General features: G+C 39.6%; 12 protein-coding genes. 4 read left to right on the top strand and 8 right to left on the bottom strand.

Translation table 11 applies throughout. From position 1 onward, the window contains the following. Positions 1-103: 103 nt before the first annotated feature. The 3 genes from AAEZ18_RS02175 to AAEZ18_RS02165 all read right to left on the bottom strand — a co-directional run bounded on the left by AAEZ18_RS02175 (position 104) and on the right by AAEZ18_RS02165 (position 6342). Positions 104-1960, bottom strand: a complete 1857-nt coding sequence (locus AAEZ18_RS02175; RefSeq protein WP_193038410.1) for a glycoside hydrolase family 13 protein — start codon at positions 1958-1960, stop codon at positions 104-106. Next, positions 1961-3457: a tryptophan halogenase family protein gene (locus AAEZ18_RS02170; RefSeq protein ID WP_350593732.1), complete on the bottom strand. Its 1497-nt coding sequence runs from the start codon at positions 3455-3457 to the stop codon at positions 1961-1963. 98 nt (positions 3458-3555) lie between these two features. Beyond that, a complete protein-coding gene (locus AAEZ18_RS02165; protein ID WP_350593789.1) occupies positions 3556-6342 on the bottom strand; it encodes a TonB-dependent receptor in 2787 nt (928 codons plus the stop codon). A 660-nt stretch (positions 6343-7002) separates the two neighbouring features. Between AAEZ18_RS02165 and AAEZ18_RS02160 the strand changes: the two genes are divergently transcribed. Continuing rightward, the gene (locus tag AAEZ18_RS02160; RefSeq protein ID WP_350593730.1) at positions 7003-8643 is read left to right on the top strand and encodes an alpha-glucosidase family protein; all 1641 of its coding nucleotides are present in this window, start codon (positions 7003-7005) and stop codon (positions 8641-8643) included. 53 nt (positions 8644-8696) lie between these two features. On the opposite strand, the gene AAEZ18_RS02155 is transcribed toward AAEZ18_RS02160, so the two are convergent. After that, positions 8697-9251 carry a TIGR00645 family protein gene (locus AAEZ18_RS02155; protein ID WP_028835834.1) on the bottom strand — a complete coding sequence of 185 codons (555 nt, stop codon included), beginning with the start codon at positions 9249-9251 and terminating at the stop codon, positions 8697-8699. 243 nt (positions 9252-9494) lie between these two features. Between AAEZ18_RS02155 and AAEZ18_RS02150 the strand changes: the two genes are divergently transcribed. Continuing rightward, positions 9495-9737, top strand: a complete 243-nt coding sequence (locus tag AAEZ18_RS02150) for a hypothetical protein (RefSeq protein WP_016899532.1) — start codon at positions 9495-9497, stop codon at positions 9735-9737. Between the two features lie 167 nt (positions 9738-9904). On the opposite strand, the gene topA is transcribed toward AAEZ18_RS02150, so the two are convergent. Both topA and AAEZ18_RS02140 read right to left on the bottom strand, forming a co-directional pair. Continuing rightward, positions 9905-12622 carry a type I DNA topoisomerase gene (gene topA, locus AAEZ18_RS02145; protein ID WP_338411126.1) on the bottom strand — a complete coding sequence of 906 codons (2718 nt, stop codon included), beginning with the start codon at positions 12620-12622 and terminating at the stop codon, positions 9905-9907. A 255-nt stretch (positions 12623-12877) separates the two neighbouring features. Continuing rightward, positions 12878-17866: a beta strand repeat-containing protein gene (locus AAEZ18_RS02140; RefSeq protein WP_350593726.1), complete on the bottom strand. Its 4989-nt coding sequence runs from the start codon at positions 17864-17866 to the stop codon at positions 12878-12880. A gap of 189 nt (positions 17867-18055) precedes the next feature. Here AAEZ18_RS02140 and AAEZ18_RS02135 point away from each other — a divergent pair, with 189 nt between their 5' ends. Then, positions 18056-19387: a dicarboxylate/amino acid:cation symporter gene (locus tag AAEZ18_RS02135; RefSeq protein WP_350593723.1), complete on the top strand. Its 1332-nt coding sequence runs from the start codon at positions 18056-18058 to the stop codon at positions 19385-19387. Positions 19388-19473: 86 nt separating this feature from the next. Here AAEZ18_RS02135 and sohB read toward each other — a convergent pair whose 3' ends face one another. Further along, positions 19474-20490: a protease SohB gene (gene sohB, locus AAEZ18_RS02130; protein ID WP_338411346.1), complete on the bottom strand. Its 1017-nt coding sequence runs from the start codon at positions 20488-20490 to the stop codon at positions 19474-19476. Positions 20491-20590: 100 nt separating this feature from the next. Further along, complete coding sequence (locus tag AAEZ18_RS02125; protein ID WP_350593721.1) at positions 20591-23020, bottom strand: VolA/Pla-1 family phospholipase; 2430 nt, start codon at positions 23018-23020, stop codon at positions 20591-20593. A gap of 206 nt (positions 23021-23226) precedes the next feature. On the opposite strand from AAEZ18_RS02125, the gene AAEZ18_RS02120 reads away from it, so the two are divergent. Continuing rightward, entirely contained in the window at positions 23227-23973 is a 747-nt protein-coding gene (locus tag AAEZ18_RS02120; protein WP_350593719.1) for a YciK family oxidoreductase, read from the top strand. The last annotated feature ends 46 nt before the right edge of the window (positions 23974-24019 follow it).

The raw sequence follows: 24019 nt of genomic DNA, 5'->3' as shown, positions 1-24019 counted from the left end.
TGTCATAGTCTACTCTACTACTTTGTCGTTTTTGTTATGAATTTAATACTAGTGTGAAGCGCGACTGACTGACAGTCGCTGCATACGTATTCAGTTAAGCAATTTACTCTATCACTAATACTGTGGCGCTCATGGGTGCTAATGTTATTGCATCAGTTAAATTAATTTGCTGCTTAGTAAACAAGTTTGTTGCTGTTGTATGCAGCTTAAGCACCTCTTGCATATACTCTAATGACCAATTTTTAGCCTGCTTATTTTTATTCAAAAATACCAACACTATTTGCTCATCGGCTATACGTGCATAACTGTAAATACCTTGATGTGGACTAAAATGCGTTAGCTTGCCATAACCTAATGCAGGGCTTTGCTTTCTAAAATTAAGTAACGTACGTAGGGTTTGGTGCATATCACGCTGTGCATTTGTGAGCCCTTTACCTGTAAAGGCATTAACTGTTTGCCCAGCAAAGCCGCCCGGAAAATCAATACGAATATCGCCGTGGTCATTACTGCCTGTGTTATCGAGTAATACTTCGGTGCCATAATACATTTGTGCAATACCGCGGGTGGTAAGCAGCATGGTCATCGCCATTTTGGTTTTATTTAGATTTTGCTTTAGCTCAGTATAAACACGGCTCATATCGTGGTTATCGGCAAATACTAAAAGGTTATTTGGATTAGGGTATAAAAAATCATTGGCAAGTGATTGGTATACTTTAACCCAACCTGTGTTCCAGCTTTCATCTTCGTTTAAAGCTTGAATGAGCGCCTCTTGCAGCGAAAAGTCCATCACACTGGGTAAACTTGAAGTATAACCGTCGCTGTTATTTTTGCCCGCTTGCCAATACGATGCAATTGCTGGATTGGTAGTCCACTCTTCACCAACAATATTAAACGCTGGGTATTCGCTCATAATTGCTTTGGTCCAATTGGCTAAAAAAGCTTTGTCTGAGTATGAATATGTATCTACTCGAATACCGCTTAAATTTGCATACTCAATCCACCAAATGGTGTTTTGAATTAGGTAGGTTGCCAACAAAGGTTGACGCTGGTTTAAATCGGGCATGGTTTCTACAAACCAGCCATCGCTAAATTGACGTTTATCGAACTGGCTGGCGTGAGGGTCTTGAATGGTTTGCCTTGCATGACTAGTGGCATGTTTACCATTGGCAAACTCACCATTAAAATTAATCCAATCAGACGTTGGCTTGTCATTCATCCACACATGCTCAGAGCCAAAGTGATTAAGTACAAAATCCATCACTAAACCAATCCCCTGTTGCTGCGCTTTATTTGACAGCTCTTGGTAGAGTTCATTACTGCCCATACGGGGATCTATATTATAAAAGTCAGTAATAGCATAACCATGGTAAGAGTAGCTTGGCATATTGTTTTCAAGCGCTGGGGTTAACCACAATTGAGTTACCCCTAAATCATTTAAATATGGAAGTGCATTGATCACCCCTTGTAAGTCGCCACCGTGGCGCCCGCCTTTACTTTTTGGATCAGCGGCCTCTAACATGCCTGCTGCGGTGTCGTTACTGCTATCGCCATTTACAAAACGGTCTGGGTTAATTAAATAAAGGGTATCTTGGCTGTTAAAGCCTTTACGCTTGGCACTGTTGCTGCTGCGAGTATGTAACGGGTATTCAAAGCGCTCACCCGTTGGGCTGGTAAACACTAAGTCACCAGGCTTTGCTTGCGGCGTTATTTTTAGGTTTAAAAACGCATAATTAGGGTTATCTGTTTTGCTAATACTGATTAACTTAACCCCATTGTAGGGGATTAATTGCCACTGTTGTTTAGCAATGTTTGGCTCATGCAACATAAGTTGCAATGCCTCATTTTGCATGCCAACCCACCAATTTTGTGGCGATACAGACATGGCCTGTGCCTTTGTTGCAGTAAATGGTATTGCAGTAAACAATGTTGTAGCAAACAGTGCTTTAATTAGCTTTTTCATTTAATTATTTTTCATCCTAGATAAAAATTCACTATGAGAAGGGAGTTGTTCAACCGTGTGGTTAATCAAAGCTTTTAAATCAGAAAATAATGCGAGCAGCTGCTCATCAGTTAGGGCGTTGGCTAATGGGTGATAATCATCTGCTTCAAGCCCCTGACCTATCATTACTTGCTGCCACGCTGGCTCGGAAAAAAGTCCGTCGTCTTCTCGAGTGAGCTTGCCTGTTTGCTTGAACAAGGTTATTTTTTGTTGCAGAGTTTCGGGAATACTCATTTGCTGACATTGACGCCCAAATGCGCTATCTGTGCGGGTGGTAAGCTTATAATGTAAAATTATAAAGTCGCGTATGCGTTCTATTTCGGTTTTACTTTGCAGGTTATATGTAGTTACTTGCGAGTGTTTAATCCCATTATGCGGAAACAACTTAATTAATCGAATAGCCGCTGTTTGAATTAAATGAATACTGGTTGACTCTAACGGCTCTAAAAACCCACTTGAGGGTCCAATAGCAACTACATTTTTATGCCATTGTAAGCGTCGGCGCCCCGTTTTAAAACGGATCACCCGCGGCTCTGTTATTGCTTTGCCGGGCAAATTAGCGAGTAATTGCTGCTTTGCTTCATCATCTGTTAAATAGCGGCTCGAGAACACTAAGCCGTTACCAACTCTGTGCTGTAAAGGTATTTGCCATTGCCAACCAGCATTTTGGGCAATAGAGCGAGTATAAGGTACTGGCTCATTCGCTGATTCACTTTGCACTGCTACTGCGCTGTCGCAAGGTAGCCAATGCGACCAGTCTTCAAAGCCTGTATTTAAGGTTTTTTCAATTAATAATGCACTTAGCCCAGTGCAGTCAATAAATAAGTCGCCCTTAATTACTGAGCCACTCTCAAGTGTTAATGCTTGTATATCACCTGACTGCTGACACTGCTGCACGCTTTTTATTTTACCTTCTACACGTTTAACACCGCGCTGCTGCGCAAGTTTTTTTAACAGTTTGGCATATAAGGTTGCGTCAAAATGATAAGCATAATGTAACCCTGGTAATTGGGTATTAGGCAAATTACGTAAATGGGCGAATTTACCTGCTTTTGCCGCTTGGTAGTTAACAGAAAAATCCCACAAGTCGGAGGCGTGGTTTTGCTGTTTTGCTTTTAGCCAAAAGTGATGAAACTCACAAAATGGAAAATCTTTACCTATGCTACCAAAGGCATGCATATATTTATGATTTTGCTCGCGCCAGTTTTCAAACTCAATCCCTAATTTAATCGTTGCTTGAGTGGCATTAATAAACTCATGTTCATTTATTCCCAACGCGCCATTTAAATGCAAAATTGGCGGAATACTCGCCTCTCCCACGCCAATAGCCCCTATTTGATCAGACTCAACTAAGGTGATGTTGATCACGTTACCCAATACTTTATTTAATAAGGCTGCCGTGATCCATCCTGCAGTGCCCCCACCGGCAATTACCACATTTGTTATTTTATTATTCATTTAGTTTTCACCATGGTTGTTGAATAAACCAGTATTGAATGTGATATAAAAAAGCCCTTGTAAAGCAAATCACAAGGGCTTTTCAACGCTAAATAAAACTAGAGTTTATAACTAAAGCCTAGTAAAAATGTACGGCCATAATCTTGGTAGTCACGTATTTGTAGGTCGTTATCACCTTGCAGCGATACAAAAGGTTCTTCGGTAATATTTTGCACTTGGAAGGTAACACTTAAGCCAGCTAAGCTATCAAAACCGCCTTCGCTAAAGTCATAACCTAATTGTGCATCCCAAATTGTTTCGCCTTTGATATCAACTTGAGTGGTTTCAAAGCCTAAACCATATACGTCACCTTTAAAGTCACTACGTTTGCGCATACTGGTACGTGCTTGAAAACCGCTGTGCTCATAATAAAAGGTTAAGCTGTCGATTTGGTCTGATAAGCCTGGTAACTCATATTCGTTACCATTTTGATCACTCAAGTCTTGCTCTACACCTGTATGGCTAGCAATTAAACCAAAACCTTCTAGGCTTGGATGAAATACGCTAAATGGTAATGATAAAGATAGCTCATAACCCCAAAGGTCGCCTTCACCGCCATTTACTTTACCTGAGCCTGTGCCGGTAGACGTAGCTGGAATTTCACCTGTAGATGGGTCTGCAACACCTGTCATATCTACATCATAGGTACCATCAAAAATCCATTGCGTAATATCTTTGTAGAAGAATGCTGCAGCAAAGTAACCTTCTGCATCAAAATAGTTTTCGTAGCTTAGGTCAAAGCCTGTTGCTTCTTTAGGCTCAAGCTTTGGATTACCACCCGAAATGCTCCAAAAATTACCGTTATCGTCTGGTTGTGTTTGGCTGTAAGTGGCATTTATTGATGCATTCATTTCATCAAGACGTGCGCGCGAAATTGTTTTTGCTGCACCAAAACGTATTGTTTGCTCTTCATCAATTGCAAACGATAAGTTTATGCTTGGTAAAAAGTGGCTATAGTCATGGCTAACATCAGTAGGCGTTACAACAACTAAGCCATTAACTGTATTAGCAGCAGAGCCTTGTGATGATTGATCTGTTTGTACATAACGCGCACCAATATTACCCGTTACCGGAATTGAGCCAATTTCTGCGTTAATATCTAGCTGTGCAAATACTGCAATTACTTCTTCTTGAACAGTCCAAGATTGCGTTTTGTGCTTTTGGTTTGTAAGGCTTTCTTGTAATAGGTCGTAGTAGCCATCGTTTACTAAGCCGTTTGTATCGTAGGCAACCATGTTACCCATACCAATAAAGTCTAAGCTAGCAGACCCTTCACGGTATTGCTCAGGAATAGCCAACATACCTGGATTGGCAAGCGAGAAGTCTTTTAAGGTCATGTAATACCCTTCAGACAACTTACTTTTTTCGCGATCCCGATATGAAACACCAAAGCTTACTTTACTAAAATACTCATTTTCGAGTGCTTTGCTCGCAGCAAGCTTTAATGTTTGTAGTTCATCGTTAATTTCTGGGGCATTAATAAAACCGTCTTGTGCTGTGTTTTCATAAGCAGTGCCCATTAAACCGTATTTGTCGTTAAGGGCTGAACTCGCTCCCCAAGATAACGGGCCGCCTAATTGAATAAGATCATAATCACTGTAATCTAATTCATGACTAAATTGCGCGCCAGTATTGCCACCATCAAAGGCATAACCTATGTTATCAGCCACGCCATTTGCATCGCCACGCCCTGTACCAGAGTAACTTTCGATACTCCAAATTTCACGTTTTACTTCAGATACACTGGCATCAAACTCTAACGACCATGAATCATTAATATCGTATTTAGTGTTAAAACCAAATTGCGTTAGCTCAGCATTACGTTCTTCATAATCGTTACGAACGACAACTCGTTGCCCTTGTGTAACTGCACTGGTGATAAAACCAGACGACTCATCTATTTCAGCGCTTGAAGCATCTATTGTGCCTTGGCCCCATGCAAAAGGTACTTCTATACCACGTAATATCTTCTCATCTGAAAAATCAACATAAAGCGCATCAAACGTCATGTTTAAACGATCAGTTGGTGCGGCTTCAAGTACAAACATTGCTGAATCACGTTCAAGTGTTGATGAGCGCACATAAGGTTTTGCACCACCTAATATAGAATATTGCTCGCCAGCTGCTTCAAATTCAGGGTAGCCCCATGAGTTCCATCGTTTTTCTTGGTTTGGTGAACTCATTTTATTATAAGCAAACGCAACACCTATGGTGTCATCTGCAAACTGGTCAATGTACGAAATTGTGCCGCGATAACCACTGTCGTTGCCATCAGGGTTTAATTTATCAAAACCTGTTTGCTCTAATTGGCCATTAAACATGATCACACGCTCACCTTTACTTAAAGGCTTAACGGTTTGCATGTCGATTACACCAGCAATACCTTCTGCATCAAGACTTGCATTAGGCGTTTTATAAACGGTTACACCGCTCATTATTTCTGATGGGTACAGGTCAAATTCAACACCACGGTTGTCACCAATAGAAACTTGCTCGCGACCATTAAAGGTAGTGGCACTTTCATTTTCGCTAAAGCCACGCACACTTACACGACTTGCTCGGCCATCAAGACGCTGCGCGGTTAAACCCGGTAAGCGTGAAATAGATTCTGCAATAGATGAGTCTGGTAATTTACCAATATCTTCAGCAGAAATTGACTCTACAACCTGTGTAGAAAAACGTTTGGTGTTTATTGACTCAACTAAACTGCCACGAAAACCTTTAACTTCGATGATTTCAACGTCTTCTTTTTTTATTGTATTTTCTTGCGCGGCAGCAGTAGCAAAGCTTGATAAACCAGCAGCTGTTAATGCCAACGTTAATATACTTGGTTTGAACATAGACATGATGTTTTTCCCGTTACCCATAGTGTGATCCTCGCTTTGTTTGAGTGATAGTCAAACAAAGTGAGCTAATTTTGTTGTCAGGATTAATGTTAACGCTCTCTTCATTTTATTAACAACTTTATGCATACGTATTCAACACTTGCACATTGACATCATATTAACATAAAAACAACCTGAAACATCATAAATCATTGTTTTTATTACCTTTTATAACTTTACATTAATTTCTTAATAAATTTAGTTAAGTAATTATATTTATCAATAAAAGGAGCATGTTGTTAAATTTAAACTGAATAAAAATAACCATATTTAAGCTGATCCCTGCTCTGTATACGCTTATTGTTGGGCGTACAATTGGTAAGACCAATGAAGTATAGAGGCGATTAACTCAAGCCATTGTTAATAATGATTAAAATAAGAATTAACCTATAAATCAATTTAAAAACCTTAATTGGTAAGGTTGTTTTCTCGCTAATTTAAAATATTTAATTGGTTTTTAGTGATTTTTTTAATACTTAAAAAGTGTGTATTTTACTGCATACGTATGCAGTATTTTTACAAAATCACGGGCTTCACGTATGGTTTTAGAAATATTATATGGTGAGTTAACAAACCATATTTAGCGTAATCGAAATACGGTGTGCAATGACGGAGAAAAGCATGGCCCAACAGCAGTGGTACAAAGGTGCGGTAATTTATCAGGTTTATCCGCGTAGCTTTCAAGATAGCAACAATGATGGTATTGGTGACTTAAAGGGGATAATTAATCGCATTGATTATATTAAAAGCTTAGGTGTTGATGCTATTTGGGTTTCACCTTTTTTTAAATCGCCAATGAAAGACTTTGGTTACGATATTAGCGACTACCGAGATATTGACCCAATATTTGGTGATTTAAACGATTTTGATGCGCTAATTGAACAAGCGCATGCCCGCGATATTAAAATTATTATTGACCAAGTACTCAGCCATACCTCTGATCAACATCAATGGTTTTTAGATAGCCGCGAAAATACCACTAATGATAAGTCTGATTGGTATGTTTGGGCTGAGTCAAAAGAAGATGGTACAGCACCTAATAATTGGTTATCTATTTTTGGCGGCCCGGCATGGCAGTGGGAGCCGCGCCGAGGTCAGTATTATTTACACAACTTTTTTACCGAGCAGCCCGATTTAAACTTTCATAATCCAGATGTTAGACAAGCTGTGCTTGATAACGTGGAATTTTGGCTGAAAAAAGGTGTAGATGGCTTTAGGCTCGATGCAATTAACTTTTGCTACCACGATGCGCAATTACGCGACAATCCTGCAAAACCAAAAGATAAGCGCCAAGGCCGCGGTTTTAGTGAAGATAACCCGTACGCGTTTCAGTATCACTACTACAACAACACACAGCCAGAAAACATTGAGTTTATGCGTGACATTCGCACCTTACTCAATAAATACCCAGGAACCGTGTCTTTGGGTGAAATATCATCAGAAGACTCACTTGCTACTATGGCTGAATACACCGCCGGTGGCGATAAATTGCACATGGGTTACAGCTTTGAGCTACTAACTGATGACTACTCAAGTGAATATATAAGAAACACCGTTACTACACTTGAACAACGTATGACTGAAGGCTGGCCTTGCTGGGCATTTAGTAACCATGACGTAGAGCGCGTTGCAAGCCGTTGGAGCGAAACGGGTGAAGTAAACCCTGCGCAATGTAAGATGTTAACCGCCCTATTGGCCTCGTTACGTGGTAGCGTGTGTATGTATCAAGGTGAAGAACTCGGGCTCGGTGAAGCAAGCGTTGCGTTTGAAGATTTACAAGACCCATACGGCATTACGTTTTGGCCAAACTTTAAAGGCCGTGATGGTTGTCGTACCCCAATGCCTTGGGAAAACCTTGATAGCTCACATGCCAATGCTCACAATGCGGGCTTTAGTGAAGTAAAACCGTGGTTACCTGTTGATCAACAACATAGGCTGCAAGCAGTTGCTGAACAAGAGAATGATTCAAACTCAATATTAAATGCGTACCGTGAATTTATGGCATGGCGTAAAAACCAGCCGGTATTACTTGAAGGTGATATTGAGTTTTTACAAACCGAAGAGCCAATCTTAGCGTTTTACCGTACTCGAAACGATGAAAAAATGTTGTGTGTATTCAATTTGAGTGCTTCACAAGCAAAACTTACTATTAATGCAAGTGTTGAAAATGAACATAACGACCTTTATCATCACAACGCAAAGCTTGATAATGAAACACTGACAGTTGAGCCATTTGGTTGTTATTACGCCCACTGCAGTTAATATTTACATTATTATAAAAAACCCGAGCACTGCTCGGGTTTTTTTAGCATTTTTTAATGGCTAATTGTTTTACTATTTAAGTAATCAGTAAATGCAAACAGTACACCCGACACAACAAAGGTCACGTGTATCAGCACTTTCCAGAGTAATTCATCATTTGAATGAGATGCAGAGCTTATAAACACCTTTAGTAGCTCAACGGCTGAAATGGCGACTATTGCACTAATCAGTTTCATTTTTAAACCAGAAAACCCTACTTTTCCCATCCATACGGGACGGTCCTCATGATTTTCGATATTAAGCTTAGAGACAAAGTTTTCGTAGCCACTGAATATAATAATTAATAAAAGTCCAGCTAACAAAGCGGTATCAACCAAAGTTAATATACCCACCAACAACTCTTGATTACTGGCAGTAAACGTTGCGATCCCCATCAAATACAGCTGTTTAAAAAATTTTATTAGTAATAAAACCACAGCAAATAGTAAACCGACAAAAAATGGGGCTAATAACCAGCGTCCTTTGAATATAAACGACTCAAGAGCATGCTCTACTTTATGAACAGGTTGTATTTTTTTATTTATATTATTTGTATGTGGCTCTGACATAAGAACACCTAAAAATTAAAACGCGACATTAGCCTAAATTTAGCTGTAACACAATTAGTTAAGGTTAAACACTTTTACGCGATACGCTCATCTTGACGATAAAAATATTTCGTTTCCCTTTATTTTATATTCGATTAAAAATCAATATACCAACAGAGATGTTCTGGCTTGGTTACACTTGTTTTATGTAGGCATTGTATGAATACATAACTCGATTGTTACTCCATTTTTAGGAATAAGAAAATGAATAAAGCATTACTCGCGTTAATCGTTGCACCATTTTTCGTTTTATCTGCTGCTAATGCAGTGGCAAACGATGCTACAGACGCTTCAGCTGAGACGATTCAAGAATTCACAGAAATGTGTGTTAGTTGGGCTAAAGAAGACGACGTAAGCAATGAAGAGCTTTATAACTATGTTTTAAAGTGTGTGAATGATGAACTAACATCTGAAGGCTATAACAAAGTCACTGCTGTTAAGATTTAATGAATAATTGAGTGAATTGAACCTAAATTGATTACATTTTTTAATCCTGTAAAGTAAAAAATCAGATTAGAAATGCCATTGCGATAGGTTTGATTTGACAAAAAAAACCGGAACTGTCACAGGCTGTGCGTTCCGGTTTTTTATTACTTAAAGCGGTGAATAATTAATTATTTATCGTCTTTTTTTACTTTTGCTTTCGCTTTACTTTTAGCAGGCGCTTTTTTAGCGGCGGCTTTCTTTTTAGGCGCGGCTTTTTTCTTAGCCTCTTCTACCCATTTACCACCTTCGTAGTGTGCCGTCCAACCAGTTGCTTTGCCATCAACCTCAGTCATTACATACTGTGATTTATTCTTACGACTGTAACGCACAACAGCAAGATTACCATCAGGATCTTTAGCTGGTGCATCAGCTAGGTAGTAAAACTTAGGCGAAATACGGTCTCTAAAGCGTTGTAACTCTTCAACCTTAGGCGCACGTGTTTCGCGCGATTTAGGGAAGGTATTTGCAGCCAAGAAAATACCTGCAGCACCGTCACGTAATACAAAATAGGCTTCAGACTTTTCACATTCTAATTCAGGAATATGAACGGGATCTTCTTTTGGCGGCGCAGCTTCGCCATTTTTAAGTAACTTACGGGTGTTTTTACATTCGTCGTTATTACAACCAAAGTATTTACCAAAACGTCCCGATTTTAATTCCATATCCGCGCCACACTTATCACATTCAATAAGAGGCCCGTCATAGCCTTTAATTTTAAACGTGCCCTGCTCAACTACATGGCCACTACATGCTGGGTTATTACCACATACATGTAATTTACGGGTTTCGTCGATTAGGTATGAATCCATTGCCGTTTCACAAATTGGGCAACGTTTCATTTGCATTAATGTTTCGGTTTCAAGATCTTCTGCATCGGCACTGTCTGCGGCAACTGCTTCATCGCCCGATACTAAGTTCATCGTTGTTGTACAACGCTCTTTTGGTGGCAAGTTATAACCAGTACACCCTAAGAACACGCCAGTAGATGCGGTACGGATACCCATTTTACGGCTACAAGTCGGACATTCAATATCAGTTTCGACCATTTCATTAAGACGCATTCCGCCATTTTCAGGCTCGTCTTTCGCAACAGTTAATTGCGTTGAAAAGTCGGCATAAAACTTATCGAGTACTTCGGTCCAAATGCGCTTGCCTTCGGCGATATCATCTAAACGACCTTCCATTTTGGCAGTAAAGTCAAAGTTCATTAAGTCTTCAAAATTTTCTACTAAGCGGTCGGTAACTATTTCACCCATTTTTTCAGCGAAGAAACGACGGTTTTCAACCCGTACATAACCGCGATCTTGAATAGTAGAAATAATAGATGCATAAGTAGATGGGCGGCCAATACCACGTTTTTCAAGCTCTTTTACTAAACTCGCTTCGCTAAAACGCGCTGGCGGTTTAGTAAAGTGTTGCTTAGGGTCAAGTTCAATTAACGTTAATGTTTCGCCTACTGTTACTGCAGGTAAAGACTGATCTTCTTCGTTCTTTTTACGAATAGCAGGCTGTACTTTAGTCCAACCATCAAAGCGTAGCACACGGCCTTTGGCTTTTAGTTGGAAGTCATTTGCTGCTACCGTTAATGTCGTTAAGTCGTATTCTGCAGGTACCATTTGGCACGCTACAAATTGACGCCAAATTAGCTCATATAGTTTTTTAGCATCGGCATCAACCCCTTCAATATGCCCCGAAAGCACAGTTACACTAGATGGACGAATTGCTTCATGCGCCTCTTGTGCATTGCCTTTTGAGCTATAATTAATAGGATCTTTAGGTAAGTACTTTTCACCAAATTGCTCTGTTACATATTCGCGACACATAGCAACCGCATCTTTTGACAGATTAGTTGAGTCGGTACGCATATAGGTAATGTAACCGCCTTCGTACAAGCGCTGCGCTAGCATCATGGTTTTTTTAACGCCATAGCCTAAACGTGTACTGGCTGCTTGTTGCATAGTTGAGGTGATTAAAGGCGCACTTGGGCGACTTTTACTTGGTTTTTCGTCAACGCTTATAACTTTATATTCTGCATTCTCAAGGCTTTTAACTGCTGCGCTTGCCTGAGCTTCATTTACTGGCTTAAATGGCTTGCCTGCTTGTTTGGCTACTTCTAAGCGTAACTCTGACTCTGCATTTTTAACGTCAGCATGAATATCCCAAAACTCTTCAGGTATAAACGCTTTAATTTCGCGTTCACGCTCAACGAGTAAGCGCACTGCTACCGATTGTACGCGTCCAGCCGAAAGTCCACGTGCCACTTTTGCCCACAGTAAGGGAGATACCATAAAACCAACAACACGGTCTAAAAAACGACGTGTTTGCTGTGCATATACCATATCGGTATTAAGCTCACCAGGTGTTTCGAATGCTTGCTGAATTGCGTTTTTTGTAATTTCGTTAAAAACCACACGCTTATATTTTGCAGGCTCACCGCCAATAATTTCTTGAAGGTGCCAAGCAATTGCTTCCCCTTCTCTATCCAAATCCGTTGCGAGATATATTTGGTCAGCGTTTTCGGCAAGCTTTTTAAGCTCTTGTACTACCTTTTCTTTTCCTGGCAGTATTTCGTAATGTGGTTCCCAGCCTTTATCAGGGTCAATGCCCATACGCGCGACTAAGTTAGAATAGTCTCGTTGCTTTTTATACGCTGCTTTCTCTTCAGGTGGTAATTTACGCACTTCAGCCGGCGTTTTAGTCGCTGGCACTTTGTTTTTTCCAGAACCTGAAGTAGGTAAATCTCGCACGTGTCCAATACTGGACTTTACGATGAAGTCATTACCTAAATATTTATTAATTGTTTTAGCCTTAGCAGGTGACTCTACAATTACTAGCGATTTGCCCATAGTTGCCTATTTCTAACCAAGTTTTTTAAAATGTGTTTAGCCGACATAAGCGGCACGAATATTTATAGGTATATCTACAAACACTAATTGTTACAAGCTTTTAATACAAACTTTTCAGTTTTAAGCGAATAAACGAACAATTTCTGCGTTTAATTTAAACAAACAGGTGTTTTTAGAGTAATTGATGGGGAATATATAGAATAGAAACAAAAAATGCCAACCTTATGGTTGGCATTTTTTTAAAACAGCATCAAATTACAGTTTTTTGTCATGTAATATTGTTATTGAAGTAGAGGTAATTAATCCAGATGTTGCTGTTGCAGTAATAGTTAAATTACCACTTACAACACTATTTTTGTCCTCTACTGACACTCTTGAGATGCCAAACGACAGGTTAATAGGTCTGATACTTGTCGTATTAGGGAACACGTAATCAGTTGTGCCTGATAACTTCCCTTCTTCTGAAGTGATTTTTACAGTTGTTTCTGCTGGTAATGGATTGTTATAAATATCAGCTATATAAACTGTCGCGCCAGCACTTGTAACACCGGTTGCTTCGGTCAAATCTATTTGTGAAATTTGACACATTTTAGCGCTTGTTAAATCATTCGGTACTCTTCGAATCACCGGGCTTGCAGGGTCACTATTCACATGCACTTCAGACGCTGTTACTCCCGGTATTGCAGCGCAATCGTTGGCAAAAGTAACAACTCTGAAAAACGCGGCATCACCAGACATAACAATTTCTTGGTTTTGAAATACATTAACTAGGTCGCGACTACACAAATTAATAGCAACATCTTCCGGCCTACATAATAAGCCATTGTACATACTATTACCTGTTGTCCACTGCCCATCATTGTCAAAGTCTATAAACTCTTCAAATTCATCACCTTTAGAGTTATTTGCCGAACAATGTTCTGCTGGAGCATTACAATCTTTACCGCCATAAGTGCCGTCTTCATTATTATCAATAAACGCTTCTGGAATATCAAACAGCTCACTAAAAAAGTCTTGGCTATCGAAGTACCCATTACCATTTAGATCTGAGAATGTTTCTTCACCTATAGCATAAGCAAGCACTGTTGCTCTGCCGCCTAAAGGTAGATCAACACTGTAGTCATTATTCAAAATACCTAATGGACACGGCAAGCCTCTATCACACTTCTGTGCAATTGTATTTTCATACATAGCATTAGTGAATGGACGAGGGTTACTGCTACGCCATGTTACAGAGCAAGCGCCATTTGAAGTCGTGCAACTTGGCTCTATAACACCACCTTCAGTAATAAAGCTTACAGCGGTACCATCGGGTACAGGGTTATTGAAATGATCTGCTAGCCTTGCATTAACGGTCACCTCGCTGCCATCAACGTTAAGCCCATGTACGTTAAAAATAGAACGTGATAACGAAAAGCTATTTTGATCTGCAATACCCGTACTAATTACTAACACGTCTGATGGCGCAGATACTGTTACTGTGTCACCATCAATATCTTCTTCTATTGATGCAATTACACGTACGGGAGTTGCAACAACACCAGATTGCACTGTTGTTCTAATTTCACCTAGTGCATTTGTTATTGCTGAATCGGCTCCTAATGTTATACCACCCACAGCCGTTGATAACGTAAAGTCAACCGTTCTTGAAGCTAGATCGTTACCATTAGCATCAACAAGCTTAAAGACCACTTCTGATATTTCACTTCGATTTGCTCCGCCCGTACCTTTAAGTGATATTACCGGTTTAGTAACCTCAACAAATTGAATAAAGCCAATATTTGCCGGTGATACATTAATCGTTGTGTTAGCTGAAACAGTATCACCACCAGTTATTACACTGGCTGTTATTATATCTCCGCCTACACACGTTAAAGGTCGATAAGTAGAACGCGCAAAACCACCAATACTCGTCACTTTTTCATCAATTACAGCTAAGGCAGAGTCGACACATCCAGATGAAAACTCAACATTTAAAGGCGCTGTATACAAGCTACCGTCTTTAGTGATTTCTACTGAAACGAGTGCGGTTGAACCTGCAGTTAAAGATTGCCCACTTGCTACAGAGCTAGATATAGCAATATCAATATCAACTGCTGCAATTTGAAATGCTTTAGTAAGGCTGCTGTTTAAAACAGATACGGTAATCTCACCAGCACCAACATCTCGCCCAGGGATTATATCTAGCAAAGCGATACCGTTTTCATCAGTGATCGCGGTACCTGTACTTGGTGATATAGAGCCAATCGTAGTTGTTGCAGTAACTAACGTTTGTGCTAGCGCTGTAGTCGAGTCTTTCTTATTTACCTGTATATAAAGAATCCCTGCAGAATCGCCGGAAATACTGGCAGTTTCTTCACACGAGCTTACATTTCTGATTGTTTTAAAGTCTGAGGGGCAATTTTTTAATATGCTAAAACTTATATCTGCACTGCTTTGATTAGGATCGATAGCATCGCCACGAGTATAAAAACCTAATTTAGCTTCAACAGCCTCAAACTGCGCTGTAACAATGCCTGCACCTTCAACAGTCCCAGAAGTAAGATTTAGTTTTGCAATTCCCTCTGCATCAGTTAAGGCAGTACCAGAACTCGGTAATAAGCTCCCTAAAGTTGAGCTAAATGTTACAACTTTACCTACAGCAGGCATGCCGTTTACATCTAAAATAGTCGCCACAACCAAGCCACTATCAGCTGCGCTAATTTCACTTATTTGTGTTCTTCTTGTAGAAGATAGTAAACTTAAATCTATAGTGAAATCATTAGATGTACCAGGAGGAGGCGCATCACCTTTAGATGTATAAGTGAAAGAATTCGAATCAAATGCAGTATTTTCGTCAAGCTTATAAGTAGCAGAAATTATACCAGCACCTGCCTCAATGCCTGTTAGTAAGTCTACTTTTGCGATACCTTCAGCATCTGTCATTGCGGTACCGTTTGATGGATTGATTTTACCAAAGCCCGACAAATCAAATTGAATTAATTGATATGCACTTGGTTGTCCATCTACTAATAACTTTGCTTGTGCTACTGCTGGATGTTCAAAATCAACCATTCTTGTTTCTGTGCCATCTGAAGCTATTAAATTAACTGTTAGCTGTGCTTTTTCAACAATAACTGCTTCAAAGTCAAATGGTTCAGATGAGTAAGTTTGTCCTTGATTGATGTAGCGAACAACTACACTTGAAGCTCCGGCTACATTACCAGAGGTTAACTCAATTTGAGCTACACCTGAATTATCTGTTAACACACTTCCAGATTCTGGATTCAAAGCACCTATATTTCCATCAAGAGCAAAAGTCACGCTTTTACCAGTTACAGGAGCACCAATATCATCAAGTACAGTGGCTTTTAAATCTAGTGCTTCTAAACTGGTTACAGTATTTGATTGAGCACCTGTTTCTTTTGAATAACCTTGAATACTCAACGTATAAGCAACTTGATCGCCACTTGATTGAAATGAAAATGTATCTTTATAACTCACACCATTGATTGTATACGATGCAGTAACTTCACCTGCTCCGGCTTTTTCTCCTGCTGTAAGCTTTATTACTGCAATACCTGTATTGTCTGTAATAGCTGTTCCTGATGTAGGATTTAGCTTGCCAATATCATCCACTAAGCTAAACACGACGCGCTCACCAGTAACTGCCTTACCTTCTTTAGTCAGTATCGCATGCAAATCTAATGGCTGCTCAGCGGTTACACTATTAGATTCACTACCGTCTAATTTAGAGTACCCTTTTAAAAGCAATTGATAAGCTTCTTGACCACCAGTAGATTGAAATGAAAATGTATCACTATACGTTACACCATTTATTGTATAACTGGCAGTGACTCCACCTGCTCCGGCTTCCTCTCCTGCACCAAGTTCTATCTTAGCAATACCAGTGTTATCTGTGATAGCTGTTCCTGATGTAGGATTTAGCTTGCCGATACTGTCTGCTAAGGTGAAAGTAATACGCTCTCCTGTAACAGCAATACCTTCTTTAGTTAACGTTGCATGTAAATTTAAAGGCGAACCTGCAGAAACAGTGTTTGATCTACTTCCGTCTGCTTGTGAAAACCCTTCTAAAGATAAAATAAATAAACTTGTATCATTACCCCCTGCATCTCCTGCAGACTCGAATGCAAATTGACTAGTATACGTTTCGCCATCAACTGTATAGCTTGCAGTAACAACACCAGCTCCTTTTACTGTACCAGCTGTAAGGTCTAATGTTGCAATACCATCGCCTTTTGTTAATGCACTACCAGAGCTAGGGTTCAATACACCTACTTCATCTGCCAGTGTAAAAATAACTCTTGCACCATTAACTGAAGAGCCATCTTTTTCAAGCTTTGCTTTGAGCTCTATAGCTGAGTTTGCAGACACTCTATTTGATTTACTACCATCAGATTTTGAAAAACCCTCTAATGATAAAGTAAATAAATTTGAACCACTGCCATCCGCATCCCCTGCAGACTCGAATGAAAACTGGCTAGAATACGTAGCGCCGTTAACAGTATAACTAGCAGTAACAACACCAGCTCCTTTTACTGTACCCGCGGTAAGATCTAATGTTGCAATACCGTCGTCTTTTGTTAACGCACTACCAGAGCTAGGGTTTAATACACCAACTTCATCTGCCAATGTAAAAGTAACTCTTGCGCCAGTTACTGCAGAGCCATCTTTTTCAAGTTTGGCTTTGAGTTCAATTACTGAACTTGCAGACACTCTATTTGATTTACTACCATCTGACTTTGAATAGCCTTCTAATGCTAAAGAAAATAAGCTTGGATCATTAATATCAGCATCCCCTGCTGACTCGAAATCAAACTGACTAGTATATGTTTCGCCATCAACCGTATAACTAGCAGTAACAGCTCCAGCTCCTTTTACGGTGCCTGCGGTTAATTCTATCTTCGCAACACCATCATCTTTTGTTAAAGCGCTGCCAGAGTTTGGGTTTAATATCCCTACATCATCTGATAAAGTAAAAGTAATTCTTGCGCCACTAACTGGTACGCCATCTTTAACAAGTTTAGCCCGCAAATCTAGCGCAGAGGCCGCTGTAACAGTATTCGATGCACTGCCATCCTCTTGGGAGTAGCCTTGAAGCGTAACGGCGTAGGTGGGTACATCAGGTGTTGTTCCTCCGTTACCATCACCTATACTGCCCTCCTTTTCAAGTGAGCCACCACCACCACAAGCTGTGATAAAAAAGCTGAGCATCATAATGCTTAGCAGTCGTGTTAAAGGCATAAACCTCTCCCTAGCGTTATTATTATTAACTTTGTATTGTTTACCTCATATTAACCTATAACTTAGTCTAAAATCACAGTTTTTTGATACTTTCTTTGATAAAAAAATTTAAATTATTAATAAATTTTTCTGTATAAATATTTACATGCTGGTAGGCTGTGCCAAATTTATAAAAAATAGATTGGAAATATGTCGAAAATACGTTCAATGAGCTTAACAACTCGCATAATGATAGGCATGGCATTAGGTATTGCCGTAGGCTTTTTATTTCAAGCTATATTAGCTGGTGAAGACGATTACCTAATACCACTTGGGTTATTCTCTTTGCCAATTAAAGCTTTTTTTGTTGATGGAATTTTTCACATTGGTGGGCAAATATTTATTGCCAGCTTAAAAATGCTGGTTGTTCCTTTAGTATTTGTATCTTTAGTGTGTGGCACATGTAGCTTAAGCGATCCTAAAAAATTAGGCAGCTTGGGTGGTAAATCAATTGGTTTATATTTAATTACCACAGCCTTAGCTATTACTCTGGCTATTACTTTGGCTTTACTGTTTAGCCCTGGCGTAGGTATTGACTTGCCAACAGATGCAAGTTACGACGTATCTGAGGCACCTACCTTAGCGCGCGTTATTATAGATATGTTTCCAACCAACCCTTTTGAAGCTATGGCAAAAGGTAATATGCTACAAGTTATTGTTTTCGCATTACTGTTTGGTATTGCTATGGCACTTAGTGGTAATGCCGGAAAGCGCGTAGCGGTGGTTTTTGAAGATCTTAATACGGTAATTTTAAAGCTAGTTACTTTATTAATGAACGTGGCGCCTTACGGGGTGTTTTTCTTAATGGCAAAGCTATTTACCACCATAGAGTTAAACTTAATTGTTAGCTTGGCTAAGTACTTTTTTGTAGTGGTTGCTGCATTATTATTACATGCGTTTGTAAATTACAGTTTGTTATTAAAACTATTGACTGGTTTAAACCCTGTAATTTTCTTAAAGAAAATGAAACACGCTTGTTTGTTTGGTTTTAGTACTTCAAGTTCAAGTGCAACTATGCCAATTACTCTTGAAACAGCCACTAAAAAACTCGGGGTTAATAACTCTGTTGCTTCATTTACTATTCCGCTAGGTGCAACCATAAACATGGATGGCACTGCCATTATGCAAGGGGTTGCCACTGTATTTATTGCACAAGTGTTTAGTGTTGATTTAACCATTTCTGATTACTTAATGGTAATTTTAACGGCTACGTTAGCGTCTGTTGGCACGGCCGGCGTACCGGGTGTTGGCTTAATTATGTTAGCAATGGTACTTAATCAAGTAGGCCTACCGGTAGAGGGTATTGCAATAATTATTGGTGTAGATAGATTACTAGATATGACCCGCACTGCAGTTAATATTACGGGTGACTGTATGGTTACCTGTGTGGTTGCTAAATCTGAAGGTCAGTTAGATGAGTCTATTTATAATGACCCAAATGCAGCGAAAGATTTAGAAAACATAAGTAAACCTATGAGTTAATAAATAACTTCGCATTAAAAAAACCCTTGATTAGTTCAAGGGTTTTTTATTGGCCAAAGCTAATTAAGCTTAAAGTAATCCACTATTTATGGGTTTAATGATTTAAACTTAGAAACTAAATTAACCCCGGCCTTATTAACTGCACTACTAAAACCAAGTGCTAACTTGTCACTTAAACCTTTTTTAATCTTATATTTAATCTTATAAATTTGACGCTCATGTTGCTGCTCTAGCAATGCATCATCACTGGTTTTTATTACGTCTACCAAGCCTTTATCTATCGCTTGAGTTGCAAACCAATGCTCACCTGTAGCCACTGAGCTTATATCTAAACTTGGGCGCTGTGTGCTTACGAAAGTTTTGAATAAACCATGAGTTTGCTCAATTTCTTCACGAAATTTTTCACGCGCTTTATCAGTATTTTCGCCAAATAAAGTAAGGGTGCGTTTAAACTCCCCTGCGGTTATTTGCTCAAATTCCACATCGTTTTTCTTTAATATTTTATTAAAGTTAGGTATCTGCGCTATTACGCCAATCGAGCCTACAATAGCAAATGGCGCTGCAATAATTTCATCAGCAACACAAGCCATCATATAACCACCACTTGCTGCCACTTTATCTATAGCAACACTCAAAGGTATACCTGCATTTTTAATGCGCTGTAACTGTGAAGCTGCCAGCCCATAACCATGCACTACTCCGCCACCACTTTCTAAACGAATCAGTACTTTATCTTTGCTCGCATCAGCAATAGAAATAATAGCGGTTATTTCCTCTCTTAAACTCTCTACTTCATGTGCATCCATACTGCCTATAAAATCAACCACATATAATCGTGGTTTTGGCTCTTTATTGTCATTTTTTTTATTGTCTGCCTTAAGCTTTTTTTGATGTGCTTTAAGTTCTTTTTTACCTAAAGTATTGTGTAAAAAGCTTTGTTTAATATTATCTAGTTGTTCAGATATATTATCTATTTGTATTTCACCCTTTTTAGCTTTTGGCTTAACTGCCGCACCAACTATCAGCATTAAAATAATGGCTATAGCAATAACAAAAGTAACCGTTTTAGCGAAAAACAAACCGTATTCGTATAAAAATTCCAACACTTTTCTCCATTTATAAATTTCAGCTAATTTAGCATGCTTTTTAACAAAAAAAAGCCACTAAACAGTGGCTTTGGTTACTTAATTGCGTTGTAAGCTATTAATCGGTCACAACATCACTATTTGTAATTAACAACAAGCGACCACGAGCGGCTAAGTAAGTTGCAATTTGCAATTGCATTTCAGAGTTAGCAGCTAAGCTACCTGCAGCATCCGAACCCGCCTCTTCGCTAGGCGCTGGTGTTAATACTGAACCATGATGCCCTTTAGTAAATTTAACTAAATAGCTAGACGGCGTGGCACTAGGTGCTTGTGATGTACTCACTGTATCTAAGCCCATAAAGTTGGCCAGTGGTAAACTACCTGCAAGCGGATTGCTAGCAACACTTGGAGGAATAACTTGATCTGACTTATTACCTGCGCCATCGCCCACTACCACGTTCATATATACAGGCGTTTCGAGTGCTTTAACGGTTGCGGCATAATTAGTTGGATCGCCACTATCTAGTGCAGTTTGCGCTGCAAAAGCAAATTGAGTCATTACGCCTTTAATATTTGCCAGCTTACCCGTTTCGCCAGCCATAGTTAAAGCCGTTGCATATTCGGTATAACCACATGATAGGAAGTCTTGCATATTTGGTAGTAACACACCGCAGTTAGAAATTGCATCACCTTGTAAAAATGCATTAAATTCAGTGGCTTCGGTTGTACCTGCTTGTGATAATACCGAGCCTTGAATAAATGGGCCAAACGCAGGTGATTCTAATAAGAAACTGGCAATACCACCGCCGCCACTTGCAAGCGCAACTGTATTAACGTTAAACAGTGGGTCAAGTGTTTCAGCCATTGGGCTATTTGCTTGGGCAATAAACGCCGGTGCTACAATTGAACCCAGTGAGTGACCAACATAGCTCACATCTTTACTGTTTATACTTGTATCATTAATAAAGTTTAGGCCAAGACGCAAGCCTAATAAATCGGCGCTTGATTGACGTAAACTATCACGGGCAACAAGCAGTGAGCTTAGGTTCATATAACTAAGTACTGAACCTGTGGTTGCATTAAAGTCATCGTTACCGTCTGCATCTACGTCAATTCCTCGCTCGCCATGGCGCGGATGATCAATTGCAATTGTGGCAAAACCCTGAATAGAAAGCTGCGCCGTTAATGTCAGCATGGTTTCTTTATTGGTAGTAATACCGTGCTGCATAATAACCACAGGCCAGCCACTTTCAGGCATAGCAATAGGTGCTAATTGTAAACTTGCGCGCACACCATTAATTATAGGCAAAATAGGTTTAGTCACTTGCACTGGCACATCGGCCATACTTTGCACTTTAGGAATTGAATTATATTTGGTTAAATGACGCGTGCTATCTAACCCTAAATCACGTAATTTACCACCGCTTAATGCGGCACATGCGCCGTCATTTTCACTAATTGGATCAGTAGGAAATGCAGCACCTGCTTGTGCTTTATAACCCAATACAGCAACTGCGTTATCACACATGCCTTGCCAATAAGTGTCGTTTAAATCGCTAATTTCTTTACCTGTAGGCGTACCTAAATACATAGGCAACATAATGCTACCTTTTTGATACTGCACACCTTTAAAGGCGTCACTAACAGTAACACCTTGTGATTGAAATACTTGCTGTACATTTACCATTGGCTGAGTAGGTACAGTAATTGCTGGTGTCGGTAAATTTGGATTTTGCAGGCTCGCTGCTAATAACTTTTTAATTGTACCAAGCACAGGCCCTGCCGATTGCATGGTCATTGCAGCAGAGAAAATAATCTCATCTTTAGTAATATTGCCTGAACTAACCACTACATTTTCGTAGCTATTAACTACGCCTTGCAGTGATAGTTGTTCTGGCGTAATTAATGGCGCTTCTTGTTTTACTGTAGCGTAAGTAGATGACGGCTCAATAGCACGCCCTTGTGAGTCTTTAAGCTCTGTGGTTAATACATTAATATAAGAGCTGCCGGCTTTAAATGGCTTAAGTGGAATAACCGCCACCGCATCACCAGATGCTTGGGTGATAAAGTCCACACCAAATTGTAGTTCACCTACTAATTTACAGGCAGCACCTGCAGGTGCTTGTGAGCATTGTTCATCTGTTAAACTTGCTCCCATTATTACTTCAAAAATACGTACTGAACCTGGTGTACCTGCAGAGGTGGCATCTAGGCTTACATTTGGTGGGAAAGTTAAATCTATTTTAAAAGGAACTTGAGTAGACCAGCCATCAAGCGCACCTAGTGCAAGTTGAGGGTTAGCATAAGCAGCACGAGGAATTGACACATTAGCGTCATTTAACTCCCCAGGAATATTTAAAGTACCATCTTGGGTACCGCTCATTAATAAATCATTGGGTACAGATATAACCCCATTAGCGGGATCAAACTTTACCGTCGCCTTTGGGATAACTGTAACCGAATCGTTTTTAACATCTTCTAGCGTTTCTCCGCCGCCACAACCTGCAAGAGCAGCTGTAACCGAGAGTGAGAGTAGCATTTTTTTCATATTGTTGGCTCCGCACATATCTTATTTTTATAGTGTGTTTATTAAGTATATTAAGTTAAAACAATGTAATCAGTTTATTAATGAGACATTAGACCAGTTAAACTTAACGTAAACTTTCTACTTTCGCCACCTAAATTTACAATAAATTCGATTACTTAATGTTTTGCTATGTTAAAATCAAAAAAAATTCATCCATGGGTACATTTATGAACACCTATCAAGCTGCTGAAAATGCACTTAAAGATAAAGTTATTTTAATCACCGGCGCAGGTGATGGAATTGGCCGAGTAGCTGCAATTACATACGCTAAATACGGCGCAATTGTTATTTTATTAGGCAAAACAACTAATAAACTAGAATGTGTTTATGATGAGATTGTTAAAGCAGGTTATCCACAACCGGCAATAGTCCCTATGGATTTAAAAGGCGCAACTAAGCAAAACTACCGCGATCTGGCTGCCACGATAGAGTCTCAATTTGGCTGCCTTGATGGCTTATTAAATAACGCGGGCATTTTAGGCACGTTAGGGCCACTTGAGCACTTTTGCTCGTCAACCTTTGAAAACATAATGAAGGTTAATGTCACCGCGCAAGCTATGATCACTAAAGCGCTGTTTCCTGTACTGCGCAAATCTAAAAATGCATCTGTAGTATTTACATCATCTGGCGTGGGCCGTAAAGGTCGCGAATTTTGGGGGCCTTATGCTATTTCGAAATTTGCTGTAGAGGGCATGATGCAAACATGGGCATGTGAAGTAGGTAAAACCAATATACGTATTAATTGTATTAACCCTGGTGCTACACGCACTTCAATGCGCGCTAGTGCTTATCCTGGTGAAGACCGAGATAAACTTGCAACACCTGAAGACTTAATGCCTACTTACTTATATTTAATGAGTGATGATTCGAGTAATGTGAATGGCGAGTCGCTTGACGCTCAAGTAAAAAAATAGCTATTACTCTAATGTAGATACAAAAAAGCCGCTCAAAATTTTGAGC

It is taken from the genome of Pseudoalteromonas sp. 19-MNA-CIBAN-0066, from assembly GCF_040308705.1.
GTDB lineage: Bacteria > Pseudomonadota > Gammaproteobacteria > Enterobacterales > Alteromonadaceae > Pseudoalteromonas > Pseudoalteromonas nigrifaciens.
The sequence above is the reverse complement of the archived record's forward strand: the minus strand, read 5'-3'. Positions and strand labels throughout refer to the sequence as shown.

Coding starts and splice junctions, on each gene's coding strand:
- AAEZ18_RS02155 (WP_028835834.1), bottom strand. CDS start 9,251: ATGTCAGAGCCACATACAAATAATATAAATAAAAAAATACAACCTGTT.
- topA (WP_338411126.1), bottom strand. CDS start 12,622: ATGGGCAAATCGCTAGTAATTGTAGAGTCACCTGCTAAGGCTAAAACA.
- AAEZ18_RS02175 (WP_193038410.1), bottom strand. CDS start 1,960: ATGAAAAAGCTAATTAAAGCACTGTTTGCTACAACATTGTTTACTGCA.
- AAEZ18_RS02150 (WP_016899532.1), top strand. CDS start 9,495: ATGAATAAAGCATTACTCGCGTTAATCGTTGCACCATTTTTCGTTTTA.
- AAEZ18_RS02125 (WP_350593721.1), bottom strand. CDS start 23,020: ATGAAAAAAATGCTACTCTCACTCTCGGTTACAGCTGCTCTTGCAGGT.
- AAEZ18_RS02170 (WP_350593732.1), bottom strand. CDS start 3,457: ATGAATAATAAAATAACAAATGTGGTAATTGCCGGTGGGGGCACTGCA.
- AAEZ18_RS02160 (WP_350593730.1), top strand. CDS start 7,003: ATGGCCCAACAGCAGTGGTACAAAGGTGCGGTAATTTATCAGGTTTAT.
- AAEZ18_RS02135 (WP_350593723.1), top strand. CDS start 18,056: ATGTCGAAAATACGTTCAATGAGCTTAACAACTCGCATAATGATAGGC.
- AAEZ18_RS02165 (WP_350593789.1), bottom strand. CDS start 6,342: ATGTCTATGTTCAAACCAAGTATATTAACGTTGGCATTAACAGCTGCT.
- AAEZ18_RS02140 (WP_350593726.1), bottom strand. CDS start 17,866: ATGCCTTTAACACGACTGCTAAGCATTATGATGCTCAGCTTTTTTATC.
- AAEZ18_RS02120 (WP_350593719.1), top strand. CDS start 23,227: ATGAACACCTATCAAGCTGCTGAAAATGCACTTAAAGATAAAGTTATT.